At 68.5% G+C, this 25,380-nt stretch carries 18 protein-coding genes; 13 read left to right on the top strand and 5 right to left on the bottom strand.

What is annotated here, in order from left to right:
* Window positions 1-320: 320 nt before the first annotated feature.
* Window positions 321-1,811 (bottom strand): L-asparagine permease, encoded by a 1,491-nt coding sequence (gene ansP / locus LGN10_RS32275; protein WP_226226153.1) that lies wholly within the window; start codon window positions 1,809-1,811, stop codon window positions 321-323.
* Window positions 1,812-2,271: 460 nt separating this feature from the next.
* Here ansP and LGN10_RS32270 point away from each other — a divergent pair, with 460 nt between their 5' ends.
* The 4 genes from LGN10_RS32270 (at window position 2,272) to LGN10_RS32255 (ending at window position 5,237) form a co-directional block, all read left to right on the top strand.
* Window positions 2,272-3,078, top strand: coding sequence for a transporter substrate-binding domain-containing protein (locus LGN10_RS32270; protein WP_059578913.1), 807 nt, complete (start codon window positions 2,272-2,274; stop codon window positions 3,076-3,078).
* Between the two features lie 89 nt (window positions 3,079-3,167).
* A complete protein-coding gene (locus LGN10_RS32265) occupies window positions 3,168-3,854 on the top strand; it encodes an amino acid ABC transporter permease (RefSeq protein ID WP_059578916.1) in 687 nt (228 codons plus the stop codon).
* On the top strand, window positions 3,851-4,501 hold the full coding sequence (locus LGN10_RS32260; RefSeq protein WP_059638614.1) for an amino acid ABC transporter permease: 651 nt from the start codon (window positions 3,851-3,853) through the stop codon (window positions 4,499-4,501). The genes LGN10_RS32265 and LGN10_RS32260 overlap by 4 nt, the downstream gene beginning before the upstream one ends.
* On the top strand, window positions 4,488-5,237 hold the full coding sequence (locus LGN10_RS32255; RefSeq protein ID WP_059578922.1) for an amino acid ABC transporter ATP-binding protein: 750 nt from the start codon (window positions 4,488-4,490) through the stop codon (window positions 5,235-5,237). The genes LGN10_RS32260 and LGN10_RS32255 overlap by 14 nt, the downstream gene beginning before the upstream one ends.
* Before the next feature lie 200 nt (window positions 5,238-5,437).
* Here LGN10_RS32255 and LGN10_RS32250 read toward each other — a convergent pair whose 3' ends face one another.
* Window positions 5,438-5,974 (bottom strand): carboxymuconolactone decarboxylase family protein, encoded by a 537-nt coding sequence (locus LGN10_RS32250; RefSeq protein WP_226226151.1) that lies wholly within the window; start codon window positions 5,972-5,974, stop codon window positions 5,438-5,440.
* Between the two features lie 129 nt (window positions 5,975-6,103).
* On the opposite strand from LGN10_RS32250, the gene LGN10_RS32245 reads away from it, so the two are divergent.
* Both LGN10_RS32245 and LGN10_RS32240 read left to right on the top strand, forming a co-directional pair.
* Window positions 6,104-7,084, top strand: coding sequence for an AraC family transcriptional regulator (locus tag LGN10_RS32245; RefSeq protein WP_059578927.1), 981 nt, complete (start codon window positions 6,104-6,106; stop codon window positions 7,082-7,084).
* A gap of 293 nt (window positions 7,085-7,377) precedes the next feature.
* Entirely contained in the window at window positions 7,378-8,283 is a 906-nt protein-coding gene (locus LGN10_RS32240) for a LysR family transcriptional regulator (RefSeq protein ID WP_104013528.1), read from the top strand.
* A gap of 211 nt (window positions 8,284-8,494) precedes the next feature.
* On the opposite strand, the gene LGN10_RS32235 is transcribed toward LGN10_RS32240, so the two are convergent.
* Both LGN10_RS32235 and LGN10_RS32230 read right to left on the bottom strand, forming a co-directional pair.
* Window positions 8,495-10,564: a pyridoxamine 5'-phosphate oxidase family protein gene (locus LGN10_RS32235; protein ID WP_226226150.1), complete on the bottom strand. Its 2,070-nt coding sequence runs from the start codon at window positions 10,562-10,564 to the stop codon at window positions 8,495-8,497.
* Window positions 10,565-10,652: 88 nt separating this feature from the next.
* A complete protein-coding gene (locus tag LGN10_RS32230; protein WP_060315336.1) occupies window positions 10,653-11,270 on the bottom strand; it encodes a glutathione S-transferase family protein in 618 nt (205 codons plus the stop codon).
* A 552-nt stretch (window positions 11,271-11,822) separates the two neighbouring features.
* Between LGN10_RS32230 and LGN10_RS32225 the strand changes: the two genes are divergently transcribed.
* The 3 genes from LGN10_RS32225 to LGN10_RS32215 all read left to right on the top strand — a co-directional run bounded on the left by LGN10_RS32225 (window position 11,823) and on the right by LGN10_RS32215 (window position 18,741).
* Window positions 11,823-16,202: an autotransporter domain-containing protein gene (locus LGN10_RS32225; RefSeq protein WP_226226148.1), complete on the top strand. Its 4,380-nt coding sequence runs from the start codon at window positions 11,823-11,825 to the stop codon at window positions 16,200-16,202.
* Between the two features lie 299 nt (window positions 16,203-16,501).
* Complete coding sequence (locus LGN10_RS32220; protein ID WP_059578940.1) at window positions 16,502-17,221, top strand: response regulator transcription factor; 720 nt, start codon at window positions 16,502-16,504, stop codon at window positions 17,219-17,221.
* Window positions 17,221-18,741: a sensor histidine kinase gene (locus LGN10_RS32215; RefSeq protein WP_104013536.1), complete on the top strand. Its 1,521-nt coding sequence runs from the start codon at window positions 17,221-17,223 to the stop codon at window positions 18,739-18,741. The genes LGN10_RS32220 and LGN10_RS32215 overlap by 1 nt, the downstream gene beginning before the upstream one ends.
* 15 nt (window positions 18,742-18,756) lie before the next feature.
* Here LGN10_RS32215 and LGN10_RS32210 read toward each other — a convergent pair whose 3' ends face one another.
* On the bottom strand, window positions 18,757-19,857 hold the full coding sequence (locus LGN10_RS32210; protein WP_226226146.1) for an AraC family transcriptional regulator: 1,101 nt from the start codon (window positions 19,855-19,857) through the stop codon (window positions 18,757-18,759).
* A gap of 311 nt (window positions 19,858-20,168) precedes the next feature.
* On the opposite strand from LGN10_RS32210, the gene LGN10_RS32205 reads away from it, so the two are divergent.
* From LGN10_RS32205 to LGN10_RS32190, 4 genes are all read left to right on the top strand, one after another.
* The gene (locus LGN10_RS32205) at window positions 20,169-21,803 is read left to right on the top strand and encodes an AMP-binding protein (RefSeq protein ID WP_226226145.1); all 1,635 of its coding nucleotides are present in this window, start codon (window positions 20,169-20,171) and stop codon (window positions 21,801-21,803) included.
* A gap of 133 nt (window positions 21,804-21,936) precedes the next feature.
* Window positions 21,937-22,983, top strand: coding sequence for an AraC family transcriptional regulator (locus LGN10_RS32200; protein WP_059578948.1), 1,047 nt, complete (start codon window positions 21,937-21,939; stop codon window positions 22,981-22,983).
* A gap of 417 nt (window positions 22,984-23,400) precedes the next feature.
* Window positions 23,401-25,191 (top strand): acyl-CoA dehydrogenase, encoded by a 1,791-nt coding sequence (locus LGN10_RS32195; RefSeq protein ID WP_226226143.1) that lies wholly within the window; start codon window positions 23,401-23,403, stop codon window positions 25,189-25,191.
* Between the two features lie 35 nt (window positions 25,192-25,226).
* Window positions 25,227-25,380: FAD-dependent oxidoreductase (locus LGN10_RS32190; RefSeq protein ID WP_155753802.1), on the top strand; the 154-nt coding region annotated here is incomplete at its 3' end.

Below are 25,380 nucleotides of genomic sequence, written 5' to 3'. Positions count from 1 at the left end.
AGGCAAGGCGACGGTCGTCGCGTTCATCGACGCGTGGAACAAGATGGTCGTCGCGCTGCGCAGCTACAAGGCGCAGGACGTGAAGGGCGGGCTGGGCCGCGGTGGCCAGCTTCAGGTCAACTGACGCTGACCGCGCCGGCGGGATGCCACCGGCCGCCTGTCGCGTGCGCCCCACTCATTGCGAGCGCCTTGCCGGTCGGTGAGCCATGCCGTGCGGACGTGGCGTCCCGGGTGCTCATCCCCGATCGTTGCCACACGGCGCCGCTGGACACCCGGCACGACTCGGCGGGAACGGTCGCCGAGTCGCGCCGGGCCGTGGCTCAGTCGTCTCCTTTCTCCAGTACGTTCTGCGTGAGCGTGACCGACGGAATCGTCGGCTTGAGCAACGCGCGGCGCGCGCGACGGCTCAGCCACTTCCAGCCGGCCACGAGCAGCAGCGCGACCAGCGGGATCGATGCGATCGTCCACGTGCCGTTCGGGTAGTCGAACGCCATCAACACCAGCACGCCGAGCAGGAACAGCAGCGTGAGCCACGACGTCACGGGTGCGCCCGGCATCCTGAACGATACGTCGTCCACCTCGCCGCGCCTGACCGCGGCGCGGAACTTCATCTGGCACACGACGATGAAGCCCCATGTGCTGACGATGCCGAGCGACGCGATGTTCAGCACGATCTCGAACACGCTCGACGGCACGAGATAGTTGAGCAGCACGCCGACCACATAGATCGCGACCGTCACCAGAATGCCCGCGTACGGCACGGATTGCGCGCTCATTCGCGCGAGGAACGCGGGAGCCGAGCCGCCCATCGACAGCGAACGCAACACGCGCCCCGTCGAATACAGGCCGGAGTTGAGGCTCGACAGCGCGGCGGTCAGCACGACGAGGTTCATCACCGAGCCGATGCCCGGCACGCCGAGCGCGCCGAAGAACGTGACGAACGGGCTCTGGCCCGCCTTGTACGCGCTCCACGGCAGCAGGCACACCAGCACCACCACCGACGCGACGTAGAAAATCGCGATGCGCCAGATCACGTTGTTGATCGCGCGCGGCAGCACCTTGCGCGCATCCTTGCATTCGCCGGCGGCCGTGCCGACGAGTTCGACGCCCGCGAACGCGAACACCACGCCCTGTACCAGCACCAGCGCCGGCATCAGTCCGTGCGGAAAGAACCCGCCGTTGTCGGTGATCAGATGCATGCCGGTGTCATGGCCGGCGACCGGCATGCCCGTGCCGAGGATGACCGAACCGATCACGAGAAACAGCACGATCGCGGCGACCTTGATCAGCGCGAACCAGAACTCCATCTCGGCGAACCACTTCACGCCGATCAGGTTCATCGTCGCGACGATGCAGAGCGCGACGAGCGCGAAGATCCACTGCGGCACGGCCGCGAACGGCGCCCAGTAATGCATGTAGAGCGCGACGGCGGTGATGTCGACGATGCCGGTCATCGCCCAGTTCAGGAAGTACATCCAGCCGGCGACGAACGATGCCTTCTCGCCGAGGAATTCGCGCGCGTACGACACGAAGCTGCCGCTGCTGGGGCGATGCATCACGAGCTCGCCGAGCGCGCGCAGGATCAGGAACGAAAACGCGCCGCACACCAGATAGACGATCGCGAGCGACGGGCCGGCGGCCTGCAGTCGGCCGCCCGCCCCGAGAAACAGCCCGGTGCCGATGGCCCCGCCAATCGCGATCATCTGCACCTGTCGATTGCCGAGGGTCTGGTGATAGCCGGCTTCGTGCGATTCGAGCCAGCTGCGTTTGTCGGTTTCGCCGGTTGTCGACGGTTCGGGAATCGATGCCATGACGGTATCCTCGCGCACGGATGGGATTGAATTCATCCCGATCGCGAGGCGATCGGGACCACCGGTACCGGCGGACGAGGGCGCGGAATCAAGCGCACCTGCCCTGATTGCGATTCGCCGGGCGTGGCGAACGGCACGGTACGTCGCGAACGTATTCAGCCGTAATTCCCGTCACAAACGGAATGCAAATTTCGACTGGGCCTGTTCGAATCCGTGCATAGGGGCCGGGCGGCGGGTGAACCGGTCAGTTAATTTGGTGCGCCGGCGCGCCCTGTGAGGGCAACCGCCGCCGCCGGCGCCGGCTCATGCACCGAAATGAGGAATGCGGATCGACGGGTTGCCCGGCTGGGTCGGTGCGGCAAGCGTTGCACGGGGCGTGGCCCGGTTCTTGCTGGAGTCGTGTCGGGCCGCGCAACGGTTGCGCGCGCCCCGACGACATACCAGACAAGGAAGATTCACCGTGAGCCCGACGACCCGACCGTTCCCCCGACGCACCTGGCTGGCTGCGTTGATCGCCGCACCCGTGATGGCGCTGTTCGCCGCCGCGCCGGCCCATGCCGATGCGCTCGACACCATCGCGAAAAACGGCACGCTGCGCGTCGCGGTGCCCGAGGACTATCCGCCTTTCGGCTCGGTCGGCACGGACATGCAGCCGCAGGGCTACGACATCGACATGGCCGGCCTGCTCGCCAAGGCGCTCGGCGTCAAGCTGAAGCTGGTGCCCGTGAACAGCGCGAACCGGATTCCGTACCTGACGACCAACAAGGTCGACATGGTGATCTCGTCGCTCGGCAAGACGCCGGAGCGCGAGAAGGTCATCGATTTCTCGAGCGCGTACGCACCGTATTTCCAGGGCGTGTTCGGCCCGTCCGACGTGAAGGTGAGCGCGCCCGCCGACCTGACCGGCAAGACGGTCGGCGCCACGCGCGGCGCGCTCGAGGAGATCGCGCTGTCGCAGCTCGCGCCGAACGCGACGATCAAGCGCTTCGAGGACAACAACGCGACGATCCAGGCGTTCCTGTCGGGGCAAGTGCAACTGATCGCGGCCGGCAACATCGTCGCGGCGGCGATTCTCGCGAAGAATCCGCCGCGCCGCCCCGAGGTCAAGTTCGTGATCAAGAATTCGCCGTGCTTCGTCGGCGTCAACAAGAACGAACCGCGCCTGCTCGCGAAGATCGACGATGCGATCGCGCATGCGAAGCAGGACGGCACGCTGGGCGAGATGTCGCGGAAGTGGCTCGGCCAGCCGCTGCCGGCCGGACTGTGACGAATCGTCGTGTCGCCTGACACGTCGCCGCTGCCGGCATGCCGGGCGCGGCGCGTGTCGTTGTCCGAACCCGAATTCATTCCGTTCCCATGAGCTACCAGCTTCAATTCGGCGAGCTCGCCGAATACGTCGGCGTGTTCGCGAGCGGCGCGGCGATCACGCTCGCGCTGACCGCGGTCGCGACCGTGCTCGGCGTGGCGGTCGGCGTGCTCGGCGCGGCCGCGTACAGCGCCGACGCGCGCGCGGCCGTACGATTGCGCCCGCTGATCGGCGCGTACGTCGAGGCGATCCGCAATACGCCGTTCGTCGTCCAGCTTTTCTTCATCTTCTTCGGCTTGCCGGCGCTCGGCGTGCACATCGACGAATACACGGCCGCGATTCTCGCGATGACGCTCAATCTCGGTGCGTACTCGGTCGAGATCGTGCGCGCGGGCGTGGCCGCCGTGCCGAAAGGGCATCTGGAGGCCGCGTCGGCGCTGGCGATGTCGCGCGCGCAGATGCTGCGCCACGTCGTGCTGCCGCAGGCGCTCGCCAAGGTGTTTCCCGCGCTGTCGAGCCAGATCGTGATCACGATGCTCGGTTCGGCGGTCGTGTCGCAGATCTCGGTGGCCGACCTGACCTATGCGGCCGGCTACATTCAGTCGCGCAACTTCCGCGCGTTCGAGACGTACTTCGTGATCACGCTCGCGTATCTGGCGATGGCGCTGCTGCTGCGCGCCACGCTCGGCGCGATGGGCCGCCGCCTGTTCTCCCGTCGCCTGCGAGGTGCGCGATGACCGATTTCACGTTCGGGCAGATTCTCACGAACCTGCTGCTGGCTGCGCGCTGGACGATCGTGCTGTCGATCGTGTCGTTCGTGACGGGCGGCCTCGTCGGCCTCGGGCTGCTCGTGATGCGCGTATCGAGTTCGACACTGCTGCGCGGCGTCGCGAAGCTCTATATCGAAGTGTTCCAGGGCACCCCGTTGCTGATGCAACTGTTCATCGTGTTCTTCGGCCTGCCGCTCGTCGGGCTCGACGTGCCGCCGTGGGTCGCGGCCACGGCAGGGCTCACGTTCTTCACCAGTGCGTATCTCGCGGAAATCTGGCGCGGCTGCGTCGAGGCCGTGCCGAAGGGGCAATGGGAGGCATCGGCGAGCCTGGCGATGAGCTACGTCGAGCAACTGCGTCACGTGATCCTGCCGCAGGCCGCGCGCATCGCGATCGCGCCGACGGTCGGCTTCGGCGTGCAGGCCGTGAAGGATACGGCGCTGGTGTCGATCATCGGCTTCACCGAGCTGACGAAGGTCGGCATCGCGATCTCGAACGCGACGTTCCGGCCGTTCGTCGTGTACGGCCTCGTCGCACTGATCTATTTCGCGCTCTGTTATCCGCTTACCCGTTACGCGCGCACGTTGCAAAGGAGATGGCATGCCGCTCGTTGAAACCCGTGGTCTCGAAAAGAACTTCGGCACCCATCATGTGCTCAAGGGCATCGATTTCTCCGTCGAGCGCGGGCAGGTCGTCTCGATCATCGGCCGCAGCGGCTCGGGCAAGAGCACGCTGTTGCGCACGCTCAACGGGCTCGAGAGCATCGACGCGGGCTCGATCTCGGTCGACGGCGAACGCGTGGATGCGCGGCATGCGGACCTGCGTGCGCTGCGGCTCAAGGTCGGCATGGTGTTCCAGCAATACAACCTGTTTCCGCACCTGAGCGCCGGGCAAAACGTGATGCTCGCGCAGTCGGTGGTGAAGAAGGCGCATCGTCAGCAGGCGCGCGCGATCGCGGAACTGATGCTCGAGCGCGTGGGCCTCGGCGACAAGTTCGACGCGTTTCCGGAACAACTGTCGGGCGGCCAGCAGCAGCGCGTCGCGATCGCGCGTGCGCTCGCGATGAAGCCGAGCGTGCTGCTGTGCGACGAAATCACGTCCGCGCTCGATCCCGAGCTCGTCGGCGAGGTGCTGGGCGTCGTCGAGCAGCTCGCGCGCGAGGACATGACGCTGATCATGGTCACGCACGAGATGAACTTCGCGCGTGCGGTGAGCGACAGGATCGTGTTCATGCACCAGGGCCGCGTGTGGGAGAGCGGAACGGCCGACGAGATCTTCGAGCGGCCGCAGACGGTGGAGCTGACGCGGTTTCTGGGCAGCGTCCGGAACCCGGAGGCGGCCGCGCGCTGATACGCGGTGCCGGCGCGGCTGCGCATGTCGATCGACGACTTCGGAACGGGTCATTCGAGCCTGCTGCACGTGTGCACCCGGCGTGGCGGCAGCGCACGCCCGCGCCCGTGTTCCGGGCGCGTCGGCGAGTATCCGTTCCGATGAAGGCCGACGGATGAATCATCCGGATTCGGTTGCCGACGCCGCGCACGGACGCGCCGTTACTCCACGGCCGGAAAATCGAGCGTCGTGTCGTTCACGCGGTTCACGAGATTCGTGAACGTGATCGACGCGATGGCAAGATTGATCTCGATCAGCTGACGTTCCGTATAGCCAGCTGCACGTACTGCATCGACGACTGCACCGGGCACCGTGCCACGCGTGCCGACGAGCGTACGGACATACGTGACCAGCGCATCCCGCGCGGCGTCGCCGGTTGCCTCGCCCGCGCGCACCTGCTTCATCTGATCGCTCGTCAGGCCGGCCAGCTTGCCCATCAGCGTGTGAGCCGCGACGCAGTAGTCACAGCCCGCGTATTCGCTGACCGCCAGCTTGATGACTTCGATGTCTGCCTTGCCGAGCGTGCTCGACGCGACAGCGGCGTCGAACGCCAGCGCCGCGCCGAGTGCGTCGGGGCTGTGCGTTCCGATGGTTGCGTACGCATTGGGCACCTTGCCGACGGCCTTCTTGATCTTCGCGAATACTTCGGCGGCCGGGCCGGTTGCGTCTTCGGGGCGAATGGTGGTGAGACGGGACATGATCGACTCCTTCGTTCGGATTGAGGGTTGAACCGCTTAGCCATGTCGTATGGCATGGGAGTCAGTGTAGGGGTGCGCGGAGAGTTCTTTAATGCCATAATTCCGCAACTTCATGCCCAAACGTCTCATATGGAACTGCTGGACCGATTGCTCGCGCTGATGCCGGTCACCGGACGGCTCGATGTGCGATGCCACTTCGGCTCGCCGTGGCGCATCGACCATCCCGAGTCGAACGAGTGGGAATTTCCCTATCACGTGCTGTTGCGCGGCGAGGCCGTGGTGGAAGGCGACGCCGGCGCGAAAGGCGAACCCGCGCTTCGAATGAAAGCCGGCGATATCGTGCTGTTTCCTTCCGGCAGCGCGCACAGCCTGCGCGACGGCAGCGGCAAGCCGCCCCGCCCGGCACGCGAGCGGCATCAGGACGGCCTGACCATTGTCACGAACGGCCGCACACGCGATGGCGCCGATGTGCTCTGCGGCCGCTTCATCCTCCCGGCGGTGCCGCAGCAGTTGCTGCGCGACCATCTGCCGGGGCGTTTGCTGGTAAGCAGCGTGAGCGAGGGCGACGGACCGGCGCGCGACGCCGCATTCGCGGCCACCAGGCTCGCCCGCGTCATCGAATTGATGCGCGAGGAAGCGTTCGAGCAACGACCGGGCAGCGCGACGGTCGTGAACCAGTTGTCGGGCGCGCTGTTTGCGTTGACCCTGCGATGCGCGTCCGATACCGGCCACGCGCCGCGCGGCCTGCTGGCGCTTGCGCAGCGTCAGCGGCTGCAGCCGGCGCTCGCGGCCATGTTCGATGAACCTGATAAGCCGTGGACGCTTCCGCAACTGGCCGCGCTCTGTCACATGTCGCGTGCCACGTTCGCACGCCACTTTGAAGAGGCGATCAGCCGCTCGGCAAGCGATGTGCTGACGGAAATCCGCATGGCGCTGGCCGGGCGCAAGCTGGCGCAAACGACGATGTCCGTCGCGGAGATCGGCGAATCGGTCGGATATCGATCGGAGGCCGCATTCCAACGGGTGTTCAAACGGCAGGTAGGCATGACGCCGGCGAAGTGGCGCATGCGGTCGTCGCAAACCGCGGAGCCGCAGGCGCGTTCAGCGTGACGGACGATGCGCACGCTGCGTTCGCCCGTCGGTTCCGTCCGGGCACGGCGTTCGCGCAATCGCGTGGATGCGGATCGGCCGCGCCATGTTGCCGCTCGATCGCTGCCGGCCGGCGACCACGCATCCGTCGACGACGCTCGTGCATGCACGGGCCATGATCGTCGTGCCGATGTCGCACGCGGAGCGGGTTCGAAACTTTGCTATGCTGGCCGCCGCCATGCGGCGACATGGATGCGCACGATACGCACGCTGCGCGTGAGGACACGTTCACTTCACCCGGATATCTTTCAGACATGGACAGGCTCCAGGCCATGACCACCTTCGTCACGGTGGTCGAGACGGAAGGATTCGCATCGGCGGCGCGCAAGCTGAACGTATCGCCGTCGGTAATCAGCCGCGTGATGACGGAGCTCGAGGAGCATCTGGGCGTGCGGCTCTTGACGCGGACGACGCGCGTGGTCCGCATCACCGATGCGGGCGCGTCGTTTTACGAAGACTGCCGGCGAATCCTGGCGGACATCGACGCGGCGGAGCTTTCCGCCACCGGCACCGGCAATACGCCACGCGGCCAGCTCACCGTCACCGCGCCGGTGCTGTTCGGCAAGACCTACGTGACGCCTATCGCGCTCGAGTATCTGGAGCAGCATCCTTTCGTCAATCTCAACTGCTGGTTTCTGGACCGCGTCGTGAATCTCGTCGATGAAGGCGCCGACGTGGCCGTGCGCATCGGCGAGCTTCCGAATTCGTCGCTGCAGGCGATCCCGGTCGGCAAGGTGCGGCGCGTGCTGTGCGCTTCTCCCGCTTATCTCAGTGCGCACGGCACGCCGCGGCATCCGGACGATCTCGCGGCTCACGTCACGATCCAGGCGACGGGCATCACGCCGGCGCCGGAATGGCGCTTGCGCGCGCGGGACAAGACGCTCACCGTCCCTATCCAGCCGCGCCTGGTGACCACGACGAACGATTCCGCGATCGCCGCGGCGACGGCCGGCCTCGGAATCGTGCGCCTGCTGTCCTATCAGGTGGTCGACGAGCTCGCGCAAGGCACGCTGTGCGTGCTGCTGGCCGAGCACGAACTTGCCCCGCTTCCGGTTCATGTCGTGCATCGGGAGGGCAGGCACGCGAACCGGAAGGCGCGCGCCTTCATCGATCTCTGCGTCGAAAAGCTGAGAGCCAAGGCGCCGATGTGGTCTGCATAGCCGACAGCGGCGAGTCGGCACGGCGCGCGCGGCGGAACCATCCCGAACGGCGCGCGTATCAAGCATCGCATTCGGTCTGCAAGCAGGCCCTGCAGGCCGAGATCGCTCAGGCCGGGATGATCGTCGGGCCCGCGCCCGAGCACGACGTTGACGTCTTTCCGGATCCAACGCCTTTCGTTGGCAACCGCCGCCGCGTGACGCGGGTTCTGAATTACACGTCGAGCAGCAGACGGTCGCCGCCGCCCGATTCGCGATGCGCGGGCACCGCGCAGCAGATCAGCGCTTCGTCGTCCGATACCTTGAATGCCGGCGCGACCGGATACGTCACCGCGCCTTCGACGATCCGGGTGCGGCAGGTGCCGCAACTCCCTCCCCGGCACCCGTATTCGGGCGTCAGGCCGCGGGCCTCGGCCAGCTCCAGCAGCGAGCCGCTACCCGGTTGCCAGCGCGCTTCCTTGCCCGACTTGACGAATGCAACGGGTGTCGGCGTATCCGCCGGCGCACGCAGTGGGGCACGTGCGCCCGGATCGGCGCGACGCTCGAGCCCGGAAGGGCCGAACGACTCCGCGTGGATTCGGTCGTCCGCCACGTTCAGGTCGCGCAGCCCGTCATAGACCGCCTGCATGAAGCCCGACGGTCCGCACAGATAGAAGTCGTAGTCGTCGAACGGCAGCGTGGCGCGCAACAGGTTCGCATCGATGCGGCCGACGACGTCGAACTCGTCGCCCTCGCGCGCGCCGCTCGCGTCCGACAGGACACGCACCACGTTCACCGCGCCGTTCGCCGCCGATGCGAGCTGGGCGATCTCGTCGCTGAACGCGCGTTCCTTCACGGAGCGTGCGGCGTGAAAGAACCAGGTCTTGCGCGTGCCGCGCTTGCGCGCGCCTTCGTAGACGATGTGACGCAACATCGCCAGCATCGGCGTGATCCCGACACCGGCCGCCAGTAATACGGCGGGACGGCGCTCGAGCGCATCGACCGTGAATTGCCCGGCGGGCGCCCGGACGTCGATGCGGTCACCGACCTGCACCATGTCATGCAGATGCGACGACACGCGTCCTTCGCGCTTGACGCTGATGCGATACACGCCGTCTGACGGCGCGCTCGACAACGTATAAGTGCGGATGAACGGAGCGCCGTTCTCCGACAGGTTCACGCGAATCGGCACGTGCTGGCCTGCCAGATGCGGCACCAATCCGGCGCCGTCCTCGGGATCGAGCTGGAACGAGCGGATCAGCGTGCTCTCGTCGGTGATTTTCGCGACCCTGAACGGACGCCATGCCCGTGCCAGTTCGGCCGCTTTCAGGCGGCGCGCGGCCTCGTCCCAGCTCCCCGTCATCAGCGAGTTGGGCGACCAGCCTTCCGCCCGGAACGTCCAGCGCAACGGCAATGCGCCGGCGCGATAAACGACGCGGCGCGGCTTGAAGCGCCACAGTCGCTCCGCGCCCTGAAATGCGGCGATCTCGGGCGAATCGAGGTCGACTTCGGCTTCACCGGTCATCTGCAACACGTCGCCGGTTTCGAAGTCGGCGAACACGATGCCCGCGCGCGGATTGACCAGGAAATTGCCGAGTGTCGCGAAGAACAGGTTGCCGGCGAAATCGGGAATCGTCAGCACGCCGTCGTCGCCGATGCGCACGAACCCCGCCTTGCCGCCGCGATGCGAAACGTCGACCTGACGTTCGGCGCCGTCGCCGACGTAGGACGCAACGAACAGCGTGTCGGCAGCCGCGATGATCGCGCGGGCGCGATCGTCGAGATGATCGCTCTGCTCAGGTGCGATTGCGGAAAACGTATCGGGTTCGCGTACGAACGCGAAATCGCGCAACTGGATGTATTGCGGGCAGTTGCCGAAGCTCTGCACGACGTCGAGATCGAATGCGCGCGTCTCGCCGCGGCGGATCACGCCGTTCAGCCGATTGCGACGCCGCGTATGCAGTTCGATGCCGAGCAGGCCGATCGCCGCGCCGTCGCGCGTGCCGCCGGCAGCCGGATCGTTCGGATCGAATACGGTGTCGATGCGCAGACGCTTGTCGTTCGGCGACTGCATGAAGCCGGGCCGGCCGAACGCGAACGTCGCCCATACGTCGCCGTCGTCCGCCACCGCGCCGACGACGACGAAAGGCAACTGCGCGAAGAACGCTCGATGCTGGTCGGGCATGTGGTTCCTGACGAAGCGCCGTCCCACGCTGTCCATCTTCTGCATCACGCCTGTCTTTTCCTGCAGCTCGAGTTCGCCCCGATGCCACGGCGAGTTCGCTTCATTCGATACCGTGCTCACGATGTGTCTCCTCGACGGAATTTGCACATGACGCGTTGGATGCGCCGGCGTCGCCCGTCGGCCTGCACGGGCGACGGGCCGACTTCGCTCACGCAGCCGCCGCGAGCCCGACCGGCGTCTTCACGAACTCGACGAAGCCCGGCAACGCTTCGATGCGGCGCAGCCACGCCGCGACGTTCGAATAGCCCGACAGATCCACGTTGCCTTCCGGCGCGCGCGCGACGTAGCTGTACAACGCGACGTCGGCGATGGTCGGCTTCGGTCCGACGATGAAGTCGCGCGCCGCGAGTTCGGCGTCGATGAGCGCGAGGATGCGATGCGCACGGGCGATCACTTCGTCGGCGTTGAACTTCGCGCCGAACACCGTGATGAGTCGCGCGGCGGCTGGGCCGAATGCGATCTCGCCGGCCGCGACGGACAACCAGCGCTGCACGGCGGCTTCCTGTACGGGCGATGGCGGGAGGAAGTCGCGGTTGCCCGACGTGCGGGCGAGATACACGAGAATGGCGTTCGAATCGGCGATCACGGTGTCCCCGTCGACCAGCACCGGCACCTGACCGAAGCGGTTCAGCGCCAGAAATTCAGGCGACTTGTGCGCGCCGGCGGCCAGGTCGACTTCAATCAGTTCGTGCTCGATGCCGAGCAGCGAGATGAGCAGGCGTGCGCGGTGCGAATGACCGGAAAGCGGGTGAACGTAGAGCTTCATGACGGTGTCCTTTGGGGCAGGTGCGACGAGCAGGTCTCATCGCTTGCGGTAAGTCTAGAAACTCGTCGGTTGCGGCAGAATCCCCGCTGCCGAGAATTGATCGTTCTCGTTTCGAGACGAGTCGGACGAAAGCCGGTGTGGTCGTCAAGGCGCGTGACGGGCGTGTTGGCGTTGTTTTCCGTGTCGGTCCCGAACCGGCTGGCAGGCTGGCGGGCACGTGGAGACCGAGCGGCGGTCGCGCATTGAAAGACGCCGTGTGTCAGGCGTACGGACGGAAGACATCGGGTAGCCGGGGTCGACCACGAGGCGTCGTCGACCGCGTCGTGTCTTCCGCTCGCCGCCGGAGCGTGACGGGGCCACGACAACCTGGATGTGCTGCCGACGTAGGTGTTATATTGCGCGCGCATGCGCCCCGACCGATGAACCAACACAACCAGTATCCGCGGACCGGCGCGCCATAGAAAGACAACTAGAACGGGTCCGTCGCGCCATCGGGGCAGCCTCTCCGTGACCGGCGCCAGGCCCATGGGTCTATGCACCGAGGGGATCGACATGAACCGGGTCTATCGGCTGGTCTGGAGCCGCAGCTTGCATGCTCCGCAAGTGGTATCCGAACGCACGAGGGCGTCGCACGGCGGAGTCGACACCGGCCATGGCGCCACGCCCGCGCGCCGCCGCGCCTGCCTCGTTTCGATCGGCGTGTCGCTCGGTCTGGCCGGCGCGGCCGTCCCGGGTTGGGCCGCCACGTGTTCGTCCGCCACCATCGCGAATTGCAGCGCGCCCGGCGGCGACGGCATCCCGGACCGAAGCGGCAACGGCGGCAGCGGTAACGGCGGTGGCGGGGGTTCGTCTACGTTGGGCGGAGGCTCGGCCACGGTCCAGGTCCCCGGCGGGGCCACGTCAGGCGGGACAGGCGGCACCGGTGCGACGAACGACAGCGGCCAGGGCGGCCCCGGCGGAGCGCCGGCGGTGGTGCTCGCCGGCGATGCGGTGGTCAACGCGAACGCGCAAGGCGGCGCCGGTCAGGCCTTCGATGGATTCAATTTCGCCGGCGGTGCCGGTGGCGGCGGCGCGGGCGTGTATTCGACCGGCACCAGCGTGACCGTCAACAACGGCGTGACGGTGCAGGGCGGCACCGGCGGGAATGGCGGAGCCGGCACGTCGGGGCCTGCGTCGAACGGCGGCGGTGGAGGCGGCGGGGGCGCTGCGCTCGTCATGGTGACGCCGGCGGCCGACGTGACGAACCAGGGAGCGCTCGTCGGCGGAAACGGCGGCAACGGGGGCAGTGGCGGAAACCCGGGCGGCGGCGGCGGGGGCGGCGACGGGCTGCTGACGTTGGGGCCCGGTTCGCAGGTGACCAACCTCGGAACCATCACCGGCGGTGTGGGCGGCGTCAGCGGCGGTGGCGCAAGCACGGCCGGAGCCAGCGGCGCCGGTGTCAACCTGGCCGGCGGCTTCACCGTGCTGACCAACGTCGGCACGATCGCCGGCGGCGCCGGCAACGGCGCGACCGCCGGGGCCGGCGTCATCGTCAATGGCGGCGATTTCGTCGTCAACGGCGGTACGATCTCGGGCGGCTTGTACGCGGACGGCGTGACGCGCGCGGCAGCCGTCCGGTTCAACGGCGCGAACAATACGCTGCAGTTGGTGACCGGGTCCAACATCGTCGGAAACCTCGAGGTGGCTGCTGCGGCGGCGGCCACCATCGCCGCGGGTTCCGCCGGGCTCACGCTGTCCAACCAGGTGACGCTCGGCGATGCCGCGTCCCGGGTGACCTTCAATTCCGGCGCGACCGGTCTCGTGGTTTCAGGCGTGGTATCCGGGGCGGGCAGTGTGGCCGTGAGCGGCGGCCGAACGATCACGCTGACAGGAGACAACACCTATACCGGCGGCACCACCATCAGCGCCGGCACGCTGCAGATCGGCAGCGGCGGGACCACGGGCTCCGTCGTCGGCAACATCGTCAACCATGGCACGTTGGCGTTCAACCGCAGCGACACGGTGTCGTATGGCGGCACCGTCAGCGGGGCGGGCGGCCTCGTGCAGGCGGGTACCGGCACGCTCGCGATATCCGGCGCCGCCAGCTATACGGGGAGCACCGCGATCAACGGCGGCACGCTCGCGCTGATCGGCACGGGCAGCATCGCTGCTTCCAGCGGGATTGCCAACAACGGCACGTTCGACATCTCGGGGACGACCTCGGGCGCCACGATCAATGCGCTCACGGGTACGGGCACGGTCGCGTTGGGCAGCCGGACGCTGACGCTGGCCAATGCGGCCGGCACGTTCAGCGGTGTGATCGGCGGTACCGGCGGGCTCAACGTGGCGGGCGGCACGCAAACGCTGTCGGGCGCCCACGCCTTTACCGGTGCAACGTCGATCAACGCCGGCACGCTGGCATTAACCGGTTCGGGCAGCCTCGCCGCCTCCAGCGGAATCGCCAACAACGGCACGTTCGATATCTCGGGGACGACGGCCGGGGCGACGATCAATACGCTCACCGGCGCGGGCACGGTGGCGCTGGGCGGTCGCACGCTGACGCTCGCCAATGCGGCCGGCACGTTCAGCGGCGTGATCGGCGGCACCGGCGGCCTGACGGTTGCGGGCGGTACGCAGGCGCTGTCCGGTACGAACGGCTTTACCGGTGCAACGTCGATCAACGCCGGCACGCTGGCATTGACCGGTTCGGGCAGCCTGGCCGCCTCCAGCGCAATCGCCAACAACGGCACGTTCGACATCTCGGCGACCGCCGCCGGGGCGACGATCAATGCGCTGACCGGCACGGGCACGGTGGCGCTGGGCAGCCGCACGCTGACGCTGGCCAATGCGGCCGGCACGTTCGGCGGAACCATCAACGGGACGGGCGCACTGACCGTCGGCGGCGGTACGCAAACACTGTCGGCGGCGAACGCCTACACGGGCGCTACCACCGTCAATGCCGGAACGCTGGCGCTGACCGGTTCGGGCAGCATTGCGGCCTCCAGCGCGGTCGTCGACAACGGGACGTTCGATATCTCGGGGACGACCGCCGGGGCGACGATCAATGCGCTCACGGGTACGGGCACGGTCGCGCTGGGCGGTCGCACGTTGACGCTCGCCAATGCGGCCGGCACGTTCGGCGGTGTGATTGACGGCAGCGGCGGGCTGACCGTGGCGGGCGGCACGCAAACGCTGTCGGGCGCGAACACGTACACCGGGGCGACGACGGTCGACGCGGGCACGCTCGCGTTGTCGGGCGCCGGCCGGCTGGCGTCGTCCACGTCGGTCACGCTCGCCGGCCACGCGGCCGCGCTCGACCTGTCCGCGGCCGGCAGCCAGACGGTCGCGCATCTGTCCGGCGTGGCAGGCAGCCGCGTGGTGGTGGGCGGCAGCGCGCTCACGCTGGCCGACGACTCGTCGCAAACCTTCAGCGGCAGCCTCGTCGGCACCGGCGGCCTGGTCAAACGAGGCGCGGGCACGCTGACGCTGAACGGTATCAGCAACGCGTTCTCCGGAACGACGACGGTGGCGGGCGGCACGTTGGCCGTCGGCGACGCGGCGAATGCCGGTGCAGTGCTGGGGGGCAATGTCGTGGTCGATGCGCTCGGCACGTTGCGCGGCCATGGCACGGTGGCGGGCGCCGTCAGCAGCAGCGGGGTGGTCGCGCCGGGCGGTTCGATCGGAACGCTGACCGTGGGCGGCAACTACACGCAGGCGGCGGGCGGCACGCTGTCGATCGAGGTCAGCCCGACGGAAGCATCGCAATTGCGCGTAGGCGGCGCCGCGACGCTCGGCGGTTCGTTGGCCGTTCTGTTCGATCCCGGCACCTATACCGCCCGCCGCTACACCGTGCTGAGCGCGGCCAACGGCGTGACGGGCCGTTTCTCGAACGTCGGCACCAGCACGGCCGGCGCGAATCTCGGCGCGTTGCAATCGTCGGTGGACTACGGCGCCAATGCGGTCGACCTGCTGCTCGCCGAGCCGGCCGGGCCCGGTACGCCGGCCGGCCCAACGGTCATCGCGCCGACCAGGACGTCGATCTACACGGCGCTCGGCACGACGGCCTTGCTGCAGGCGCAAGACGCCAGTTCGACGCTGCTCGGGCGTCTCGCCGGCCGGCAGGATGACGCGGCGGGTGCCAGCAACGTGTGGGCCGTGGCCAATGGTTCCAGCACCAAGGTGGGCGGCACGGGCGGCGCGCCGGGCTTCCTCACGCACGCGTACGGGTTCCTGGCGGGCGCACAGGGGCGGCTCGGCGACGCGACGGTCGGTGCGGCCGGCGGCTACACGCACACCACGCTGGCCGAAGACACGACAGGCGCATCAGGCGCCATCGACACGCTGCGCGTCGCGCTGTACGGCGCACGGCCGATCGGCGCCGTCAACCTGTCGGCGGCGCTCGGCTACGGTCTCGATTTCCTGTCGCAGAAGCGGCCGTTCGGCAGCGTGGGTACCGCCGAAGGCGACCATCTCGGCCACGAATTCACCGCCGCCACGCAGGCCAGTCTGCCGATGGAAGCCGGCGGTTTCCGGTTCACGCCGCACATCGGGCTGCGGTATGCGTACGTGCGCGGCACCGGCTTCGGCGAGAACGGCGCCAACGGCCAGAACCTGAACGTCGGGCCCGACAGTGCGAGAAGCCTTCAGCCTTACGCGGGCGTGTCGCTCGACAAGGCGTTCGGCGACGCCGTGCGCCCGGTCGGCGTCCAGCTTCGCGTCGGCTATGCGCACGAGGTGCTGCGCGGCAGCCGCGTCGTCCAGGTGCAGAGCCAGGACGGGACCGTGTTCGCGGCGCCGGGTACCGATCTTCCGCGCGCGTTCCTGACCACGGGCGCCAGCGTCACGCTGCAGGCCGCCAAGACGACCACGGTATCGCTCGGGCTGGATGCGACGATCGATACGAGCCACGTGTCGGCGCAGTCCGCATATGTGCGCGTCAATTCCCGGTTCTGACCGCATGGGAGCCGAGATGGCGAAACCGTGCCGTCTTTTCGAACCGGCCTTTTGGCGTTTGCGCCGGAGCGCGTCGAATCGAGTTCGAGGGGCCGGAGCGGGAAGCCTCGCCGAGATTGGCTCACATCACGAGTACGATCCAGATTTAAACGATTTGTGATCACTCTCCGCCGCAAAATTTTGCACAATGACGGCAGCGCGGCCTTTCGCCGGGCGGCGATCCGGGCGACCGCGCGCCGCCCGGCAACCGCCCGACAACCCTTACCGAGCGTCGCGCCGACGTGCCGCCGCCCACCGCCATGGACCAACCGAAACGCATCCTGATCGTCGAGGACGACGCCGACATCGCCGACGTGCTGAGCCTGCACCTGCGCGACGAGCGCTACGAGGTCGTGCACAGCGCGGACGGCGCCGAAGGGCTGCGCCTGCTCGAACAGGGCAACTGGGACGCGCTGATCCTCGACCTGATGCTGCCGGGCGTCGACGGCCTCGAAATCTGCCGGCGCGCGCGGGCGATGACGCGCTACACGCCGATCATCATCACGAGCGCGCGCTCGAGCGAGGTGCACCGGATCCTCGGCCTCGAACTCGGCGCCGACGACTACCTCGCGAAGCCGTTCTCGGTGCTCGAACTCGTCGCGCGCGTGAAGGCGCTGCTGCGGCGCGTCGATGCGCTCGCGCGCGATTCGCGGATCGACGCGGGCACGCTCGACGTCGCCGGGCTGGCGATCGACCCGATCGCGCGCGAGGCGAGCGTCGACGGCGTGCGCATCGACCTCACGCCGCGCGAATTCGACCTGCTGTATTTCTTCGCGCGGCACCCGGGCAAGGTGTTTTCGCGGATGGACCTGCTCAATGCGGTGTGGGGCTACCAGCACGAAGGCTACGAACACACGGTCAATACCCACATCAACCGGCTGCGCGCGAAGATCGAGGCCGATCCGGCCGAGCCCGTGCGAATCCTCACCGTCTGGGGCCGCGGCTACAAGCTCGCCGCGCCGGGCCAGCGGGACGCATGATGAAACTCACGCTCACGCGGCGGCTGTCGCTCGTGTTCTCGATCCTGCTGCTCGCGTGCTCGGGCGCGTCGGCGTGGCTGCAGATCCGCGCGAACGACATGCGCGAGAAGGAAGTCGTGCAGGCGCTGTCGCGCGATCTGGCCGCCAACATCGCGGGCAGCGCGCCGCTGATGGACGCGAACGGGCTGCGCCCCGACGCCGTGCGCACGCTGTTCGGCCAGTTGATGGGCGTGAACCCGAGCGTCGAGGTGTACCTGCTCGACAACGCGGGGCGCATCAAGGGCGACGACGCGCCGCCGGGCCACGTGAAGCGCGACCGCGTCGATCTCGCGCCCGTGCAGCGCTTCATCGCGGGCCAGCCGCTGCCGATTCTCGGCGACGACCCGCGCAGCCCGGACGCGCGCAAGGTGTTCAGCGCCGCGCCGCTGCAGCGCGCGGGGCAGCCGCCGTCGGGCTACATCTACGTGGTGTTGCTCGGCGAGGCGCATGACCGGCTCGCCGCGCGCGTCGACGCCGGCAACGTGCTGCGCACGACGCTGTGGTCGATGGCGATCGTCGCACTGCTCGGCCTGCTCGCGGGCCTCGTCGCCTTCAGCTTCATCACGCGCCCGCTGCGCCGGCTGACGGCCGCGATGCGCGGCTTCGACGCGAACGGCGCGCCCGGCGCGCCAGCCATGCCCGCCATGCCCGATACGCAGCCGCCGGTGCTGCGCTTGCCGCCGGGCCGCCGCGGCGACGACATCGCGGTGCTCGAATCCGCGTTCGCGCAGATGGCCGACCGGATCGGCGAACAGTGGCGCGCATTGACGCGCCAGGACCAGCAGCGGCGCGAACTGATCACGAACATCTCGCACGACCTGCGCACGCCGCTCACGTCGCTGCACGGCTATCTGGAGACGCTGTCGCTGAAGGCCGACACGCTGGCCGAGCCCGAACGGCGGCGCTACCTGTCGATCGCGCTCGCGCAGAGCGCGAAGGTCGGGCGGCTCGCGCAGGCGCTGTTCGAGCTCGCGCGGCTCGAATCGGGCGGCGTGCAGGCCGAGCGCGAGCCGTTCTCGCTCGTCGATCTCGTGCAGGACGTGTTCCAGAAGTTCGAGCTGACCGCGCAATCGCGCGGCGTCGCGCTGCATGCGCGGATCCCGCCGCGCGTGCCGGTCGTGTCGGCCGATCTCGGGATGATCGAGCGCGTGCTGACCAACCTGCTCGACAACGCGCTGCGGCACACGCCTTCGCAGGGCGAGGTCGAGATCGCGCTCGAGCCTCGGGAAGACCGTGTGGTCGTGACGGTGTCGGATACCGGGGAAGGGATTCCGGCGGCGCGGCGCGAAGGGCTGTTCCAGCGGCCGCAGCGGCCGATCAGCGGCGGCACGGCGACGAGCGGCGGGCTCGGCCTGTTGATCGTGCACCGGATGCTGGCGCTCAACGGCAGCAGCATCCGGCTCGTCGACCGGGCCGGGCACGGCGCGGTGTTCGAGTTTGCGCTGGCGGTCGCGTCGCCGGCCGCCGGCGACGCGCGCTGACCGCCGGCGGCGGCGTTACCCGCCGCGCTTGCGCCGCACGTCGGTCGGTGTCGTGCCGGTCCAGCGCTTGAACGCGTGGCGGAATCCCACCGCATCGCTGAAGCCGAGCGTCAACGCGATGTCCTCGATGCTGAGCGTGGTCGTGCCGAGGTAGTCGATCGCGAGCGCCTTGCGCACGCTCGTCAGTAGCTCGCTGTACGACGTGCCTTCGGCTTCGAGCTTGCGGCGCAGCGTGCGCGAGGTCATGCAGAGGATTTCGGCGATCGCGTCGATGTCCGGGAATTGTCCCGGCGTGCGGGTGAGCTCCTCGTATACGCGTCGCGTGATGCCCGACTGGCTGCGCAATTCGTCGAGCAACCGGGCGCAGTGCGACGACATCTGCGCGGCGGTGATCGGGTTCGCGAGCTGCGGCGCGCGCGCGAGCCATGCCGCCGGATAGCTGAGCACGTGATGCGGCTGGTCGAACGCGATCGGGCATTCGAGCGCGTCGGCCAGCAGCGCCGCGTGCGGCGGCCGCGGCTGCGCGAACTGCGCGCGCGCCGGCACGCACCATCCGCCCATCACGTCCTTGATGACCGTCACGTGCAGCGCGAACTGCATGTCGATCAGGAAACGGTACAGCGGCGCGTCGAGATCGGGCAGCGTGACCTCGTGCCGGGCCGGAAACAGCCACGACGCGGTATCGCCCTGTTCGACCCAGCGGATCGGCAGCATGCCGTTCGCGAGCCGGTGATACTTGACGGCCGAATCGAACGCGCGCGCGAGCGATTCCGAGCACAGCATCGCGTAGCCGTACATCCCGTAGCTCGACGCGTGCAGCCGGCGGCCGACGCGCACGCCGAGGTCGGTGCCGCCGTACCGGTTGACCGCATTGCGCGCGGCCGTCAGGAACTGCAGCGGCGACGTGAGCGTGAACGGATCGGCGACGTCGGCCGGCGTGAGCCCGGTGCCGGCGAGCACCGTGGCCGGATCGAGGCCGGCGTGCGCGGCCACGTCGACCAGCACGGCCAGCTTGGCCGGCGTGAAGCGCTGCGCGCGCAACGCGTGGGCGGCCTCGGCGTCGGGCAGCCGGGCGGGACGGGCGTCGGTCGGTTTCAACAGCGCGCTGCGCGGCATGGCGGGATCCTGCGTCCGAATCGATATCGCTGACGGCCCGCAATTCTGCTCGGGAACGGTCCCGTCCGCCACAGGGTTCACCCTGATGCAGCGATGGAACAGGCCGGCCGGACGGGTGTTCGCGGTGTGAGTGGCGTAGGCGCGTACGTTCGCGTGTCCGTTTCGATCATGTTTTCGGCCGCGCGGATCATTTGCAACGCGCATCGCGCGGGCGATAGTCGCCGGTCAGGCGGCGTCCCGCGTCCTTTCGGCGTGCAGGCCGCCGTGAGAGCGGTACGCACGCTGGCGTGCCGCGCCCAGAGGAGTGAGACATGACGAAGAGACACTGGATCGGGTCGTATGGCTCGATCCCCGCCGAGATCGACGCCGATCGCCATCCTTCCGTAAGCGCGCTGCTGGACGACGCGATGCGCCGCTTCGCCGATCGTCCGGCGTTCCATGCATGCGGCCGCACGCTCACCTATGCCGACGTCGAGCGCCTGTCGACCGCGCTGGCCGCATATCTGCAGCAGGTCGTCGGCGTGCGCAAGGGCGACCGCGTGGCCGTGATGCTGCCCAACGTGCTCGCGTTCCCGGTCGTGTTCGTCGCCGTCGCGAAGATCGGCGCGGTGCAGGTCAACGTGAATCCGCACTACACCGCGCGCGAGCTCGAGCATCAGCTCGACGACGCCGGGGTCGAGGTGGCGATCGTCTGCGGCGGGTCGATGGGCACGTTCGCGGACGTGGTCAGCCGCACGCGCGTGCGCACCGTGCTCGGCGTGGGCCGGGAGGACCTCGGCGTCGTCGATGCGCCGGCCGGCACGTGCGACACGCTGCCGCCCGGTTCGACCGCGCTCGCGCACGCCATCGCCGCCGGGGAATCGCTCGCGTGCGAGCCGGTTGCGTTGAGCGGCGCGGACCTGTTGCTGTTGCAATACACGGGCGGCACGACCGGCCTGTCGAAGGGCGCGGCGCTGTCGCATCGCAACCTCGTCGCGAACATCGCGCAGTTCGCGGCGATCGTGCCGGATGCGCGCCGGCCGGGCGAGGAAGTCGTCGTCACGGCGATCCCGCTGTATCACATCTTCGCGCTGACGGTGAACTTCCTGTCCTACTTCGCGATCGGCGCGCAGAACTGGCTCGTCGCGAACCCGCGCGACATGGACGGGTTCATCGACGTGCTGAAGGCCGCGCGGCCGACGGTGTTCGTCGGCGTGAACACGCTGTACGCGGGGCTCGCCGGCCATCCGCGCCTGAAGGAGGTCGACTGGTCGCGGCTGAAGCTGTCGGCCGGCGGCGGCGCGGCGGTGATCGACGTGATCTCGTCGCGCTGGAAGGCGGTGACGGGCAATTTCATCCGCGAGGGCTACGGGCTGTCGGAAACGTCGCCGGTCGTGTCGTTCAACCCGCAGTCGATCGACCGCTTCACGGGCACCACGGGCGTGCCGCTGCCGTCGACTGACGTGAAGCTGCTCGACGACCAGGATCGCGAGGTGGCGATCGGCGAAGCGGGCGAGATCTGCGTGAAGGGGCCGCAGGTGATGAGCGGCTACTGGCGGAAGCCGGACGCGAACGCGGCCGCGTTCACCGCGGACGGCTATTTCCGCACCGGCGACGTCGGCGTGTTCGACGCGGCGGGCTTCCTGCGGATCGTCGATCGCAAGAAGGACATGATCATCGTGTCGGGCTTCAACGTGTATCCGAACGAGATCGAGGCGGTCGCGACCGCGCTGCCGGGCGTCGCCGAATGCGCGTGCATCGGCGTGCCGGACCCGCGCACGGGCGAGGCCGTCAAGTTGTTCGTGGTGTGCGCGCCGGACGCCGACGTGACGGAGGCGCAGCTCGTCGCGCACTGCCGCGCGAGCCTGGCCGCGTACAAGGTGCCGAAGCTGGTGCGCTTCGTCGACCGGCTGCCGAAGTCGACGGTCGGCAAGATCCTGCGCCGGGAACTCGGCCGCACCGACTGATGGCGGCCACGCGCCGCGCGGCCGCGGCGGCCCGGCACGGCACGGCCCGGTGCGGCCCGGTGCGCGTCCAAGCCCGAAGGTCGCGCGCGGGCCGCTCAAGTACAATGCGGTCGGTTCGATCGACGGGGACGCGATGACCGGCTCAGATTCACTTTCCGCCCGGCCCGGGCGTGCGCTGCCGTCGCCGAGCGCGACGGTGCCGATCTCGCTCGTCAACGGCTTTCTCGCGAGCGCGGGCGCGCGGCGCGACGTGGTCGAGCGCTACCTGCGCGGCGCCGGCATTCCGATCGAGCTGCTCGGCGAGCCGCATGCGCGCGTGACGGAGGAGCAGTTCTCGACGCTGTACCGCACGCTCGCGATCGACCTCGACGACGAGATGCCCGGCATCTTCTCGCGTCCGCTGCGCGGCGGCACGCTGAAGTACCTGTGCCTGAGCCTGCTCGATGCGCGCAACCTCGAAACGGCGCTGCATCGTTTCGGGCAATTCTTCCATATCCTGCTCGACGACTTCTTCGTCGAATCGAAGCGCGACGAGCTCGTCGCGCAGGTGCTGCTGCGCCCGAACGACGCCATCGGCCCGATCGGCGCGCTCGGCCAGGAGCTGATGCTCAAGCTCGTGCACGGCGTGTGCTCCTGGCTGATCGGGCAGAAGATTCCGCTGCTGCAGATCGAGTTCGCATGCCCGCGGCCGCGCCATGCGGTCGACCACCTGTACTTCTTCACCGGCGCCGTGCAGTTCGACTGCGCGCGTACGCTGATGCGCTTCAGCGCCGATTACCTCGACGCGCCGATTCGCCAGAGCAAGCGCAACCTGCGCAAGTTCCTCGCGCGCGCGCCGGGCGACTGGATCTTCGAATCGTTCAGCGAACAGCTCGTGTGCCATCGCGTGCGGCAGTACCTGTCGGCGGCGCTGCCCGACCTGCCCGCGATCGACCAGGCGGCCGAGCACCTGCATTGTTCGGTGCGCACGCTGAGCCGCCATCTGGCCGCCGAAGGGACGACGTTCCAGGTGCTGAAGGACGAGCTGCGGCGCGATATCGCGATCCAGCGGCTGACCGACACGCCCGACACGATCGCGGCGATCGGCGCCGATATCGGCTTCGACGATCCGAGCGCGTTTCATCGCGCGTTCCGGCACTGGACGGGCAGTACGCCGGGGACGTATCGGCGTCGGGCGTGACGCGGGCGCGGCGCCGGGTATCACCGATTCGCGGGGCCGCGGATGGAATCCCATAACCGGACACCTTTGCGGTTTTCATCGCCGGTTTTTCAGAGGACACTCCCATAACCGGCTCCCTGTGCCGCGCCGAGCCGGGCCGCCGCGCGTGCGCGTGGCCGTTTTTTTGGCGCGCTTCACCGCAATCTCCGATACGGGCGGATCGGGCGCCGACGCCCGCGCGACGGGCCTCTCCGCCGGGCGGCAGGGTCGCCGCCGGTGCGCGGCGTGGCCGATTTTGTCACCATGTGGGCCGGATATGACAATGAAAATCCGGACCCCCGGCGTTAGGATGGCCCATCACGTCGCCCGGTTCTGGCCGGTTCTGCCGTATCGGACCCCGTGGCGCCCCCAATTCACCGCCTGATTGGAACATCGACCATGAGCTATAACGCCCCCGTCAAGGACATGCTGTTCGTGCTGAAGGAACTCGCGGGCATCGACGCCGTCGCGCAGTTGCCGGGTTTCGAGGATGCGGGTTACGACACGGCGCAGGCCGTGCTCGACGAGTCCGCGAAATTCTGCGGCGAGGTGCTGGCGCCGCTGAACGTCGAAGGCGATCGCAATCCGAGCAGCTGGAAGGACGGCGTCGTGACCGCGACGCCGGGCTTCGGCGAAGCGTTCCGCCAGTTCGTCGAAGGCGGCTGGCAGGGGCTGCAGCATCCGGCCGAATACGACGGCCAGGGGCTGCCGAAGCTGATCGCGACGCCGTGCATCGAGATGCTGAACGCGTCGAACCTGTCGTTCGCGCTGTGCCCGCTGCTCACCGACGGCGCGATCGAGGCGCTGCTGACGGCCGGCACCGACGCGCAGAAGCAGCGCTACGTGCCGAAGCTGATCTCCGGCGAATGGACGGGCACGATGAACCTGACCGAGCCGCAGGCGGGCTCCGACCTCGCGCTGGTGCGCTCGCGCGCGGAGCCGCAGGGCGACGGCACGTACAAGGTGTTCGGCACGAAGATCTTCATCACGTGGGGCGAGCACGACATGGCGGACAACATCGTCCACCTGGTGCTGGCGCGCACGCCGAATGCGCCGGAAGGCGTGAAGGGCATTTCGCTGTTCATCGTGCCGAAGTTCCTGGTCAACGACGACGGATCGCTCGGTGCGCGCAACGACGTGCACTGCGTGTCGATCGAGCACAAGCTCGGGATCAAGGCGAGCCCGACGGCGGTGCTGCAATACGGCGATCACGGCGGCGCGATCGGCTATCTGGTGGGCGAGGAGAACCGCGGCCTCGAATACATGTTCATCATGATGAACGCGGCGCGCTTCGGGGTCGGGATGCAGGGGATCGGCGTGGCCGATCGCGCATACCAGAAGGCGGCCGCATTCGCGAAGGAACGCGTGCAGAGCCGTCCGGTGGATGGCTCGGCGAAGCAGTCGGTGACGATCATCCATCACCCGGACGTGCGCCGGATGCTGGGCACGATGCGTGCGCTGACCGAAGGCGCGCGGGCGCTGGCCTATGTGGCCGCCGCGCACAGCGACATTGCCCACCGCCATGCGGACGACGCGACGCGCGCGCGTCATCAGGCGATCTACGAATATCTGGTGCCGGTCGTGAAGGGCTGGAGCACGGAGATGGTGAACGACGTGGCGAGCCTCGGCGTGCAGGTGCATGGCGGGATGGGCTTCATCGAGGAAACCGGCGCCGCGCAGTACTACCGCGATGCGCGGATCCTGGCGATCTACGAAGGCACGACCGCGATCCAGGCGAACGACCTCGTCGGCCGCAAGACGCTGCGCGACGGCGGCGCGGTCGCGAAGGCGCTGATCGCGGAGATCGGCGAGACCGTCGCGGCGCTCGGCAAGATCGACGGCGCGGCGGCCGCGTCGATGAAGGCGCAACTGGAGAAGGGCGCGCGCGCGTTGTCGGCGGTGGTCGACTACGTGCTCGCGAACGCGAAGCAGGACCCGAACGCGGTGTTCGCGGGCAGCGTGCCGTATCTGAAGCTCGCGGGCGTCGTGCTGTGCGGCTGGCAGATGGCGCGTGCGCTGCTGGCCGCGCACGCGAACCGTGCGAGCGACACGGCGTTCTTCGACGCGAAGATCGCGATCGCGCAATGCTATGCGGAGCACGTGCTCGTGCAGGCGGGTGCGCTCGAAGCGTCGATCGTCGGCGCGAAGGGCAACGAGAGCGTGCTCGCGTTGACGGAAGACCAGTTCTGACCGCTGACGGTCGGGACGCAGCAGGAGACAGGATTTTGACCACACAGGACTTGCTCGCGCAGTACGGCCCGCGCGAATCGATGGAATACGACGTCGTGATCGTCGGCGGCGGCCCCGCCGGGCTGTCGGCGGCGATCCGGCTCAAGCAGCTGGCCGCCGAGAAAGGCGCCGAGATCGGCGTGTGCGTGC

The organism is Burkholderia sp. AU32262 (genome assembly GCF_020419985.1).
Taxonomy (GTDB): Bacteria; Pseudomonadota; Gammaproteobacteria; order Burkholderiales; family Burkholderiaceae; genus Burkholderia; species Burkholderia semiarida.
The sequence above is the reverse complement of the archived record's forward strand: the minus strand, read 5'-3'. Positions and strand labels throughout refer to the sequence as shown.

What these genes read in the sequence shown, in the direction of transcription:
- ansP (WP_226226153.1), bottom strand. Translation starts at nt 1,811, where the DNA reads ATGGCATCGATTCCCGAACCGTCGACAACCGGCGAAACCGACAAACGC.
- LGN10_RS32265 (WP_059578916.1), top strand. Translation starts at nt 3,168, where the DNA reads ATGAGCTACCAGCTTCAATTCGGCGAGCTCGCCGAATACGTCGGCGTG.
- LGN10_RS32260 (WP_059638614.1), top strand. Translation starts at nt 3,851, where the DNA reads ATGACCGATTTCACGTTCGGGCAGATTCTCACGAACCTGCTGCTGGCT.
- LGN10_RS32255 (WP_059578922.1), top strand. Translation starts at nt 4,488, where the DNA reads ATGCCGCTCGTTGAAACCCGTGGTCTCGAAAAGAACTTCGGCACCCAT.
- LGN10_RS32250 (WP_226226151.1), bottom strand. Translation starts at nt 5,974, where the DNA reads ATGTCCCGTCTCACCACCATTCGCCCCGAAGACGCAACCGGCCCGGCC.
- LGN10_RS32245 (WP_059578927.1), top strand. Translation starts at nt 6,104, where the DNA reads ATGGAACTGCTGGACCGATTGCTCGCGCTGATGCCGGTCACCGGACGG.
- LGN10_RS32240 (WP_104013528.1), top strand. Translation starts at nt 7,378, where the DNA reads ATGGACAGGCTCCAGGCCATGACCACCTTCGTCACGGTGGTCGAGACG.
- LGN10_RS32230 (WP_060315336.1), bottom strand. Translation starts at nt 11,270, where the DNA reads ATGAAGCTCTACGTTCACCCGCTTTCCGGTCATTCGCACCGCGCACGC.
- LGN10_RS32225 (WP_226226148.1), top strand. Translation starts at nt 11,823, where the DNA reads ATGAACCGGGTCTATCGGCTGGTCTGGAGCCGCAGCTTGCATGCTCCG.
- LGN10_RS32220 (WP_059578940.1), top strand. Translation starts at nt 16,502, where the DNA reads ATGGACCAACCGAAACGCATCCTGATCGTCGAGGACGACGCCGACATC.
- LGN10_RS32215 (WP_104013536.1), top strand. Translation starts at nt 17,221, where the DNA reads ATGAAACTCACGCTCACGCGGCGGCTGTCGCTCGTGTTCTCGATCCTG.
- LGN10_RS32210 (WP_226226146.1), bottom strand. Translation starts at nt 19,857, where the DNA reads ATGCCGCGCAGCGCGCTGTTGAAACCGACCGACGCCCGTCCCGCCCGG.
- LGN10_RS32205 (WP_226226145.1), top strand. Translation starts at nt 20,169, where the DNA reads ATGACGAAGAGACACTGGATCGGGTCGTATGGCTCGATCCCCGCCGAG.
- LGN10_RS32200 (WP_059578948.1), top strand. Translation starts at nt 21,937, where the DNA reads ATGACCGGCTCAGATTCACTTTCCGCCCGGCCCGGGCGTGCGCTGCCG.
- LGN10_RS32195 (WP_226226143.1), top strand. Translation starts at nt 23,401, where the DNA reads ATGAGCTATAACGCCCCCGTCAAGGACATGCTGTTCGTGCTGAAGGAA.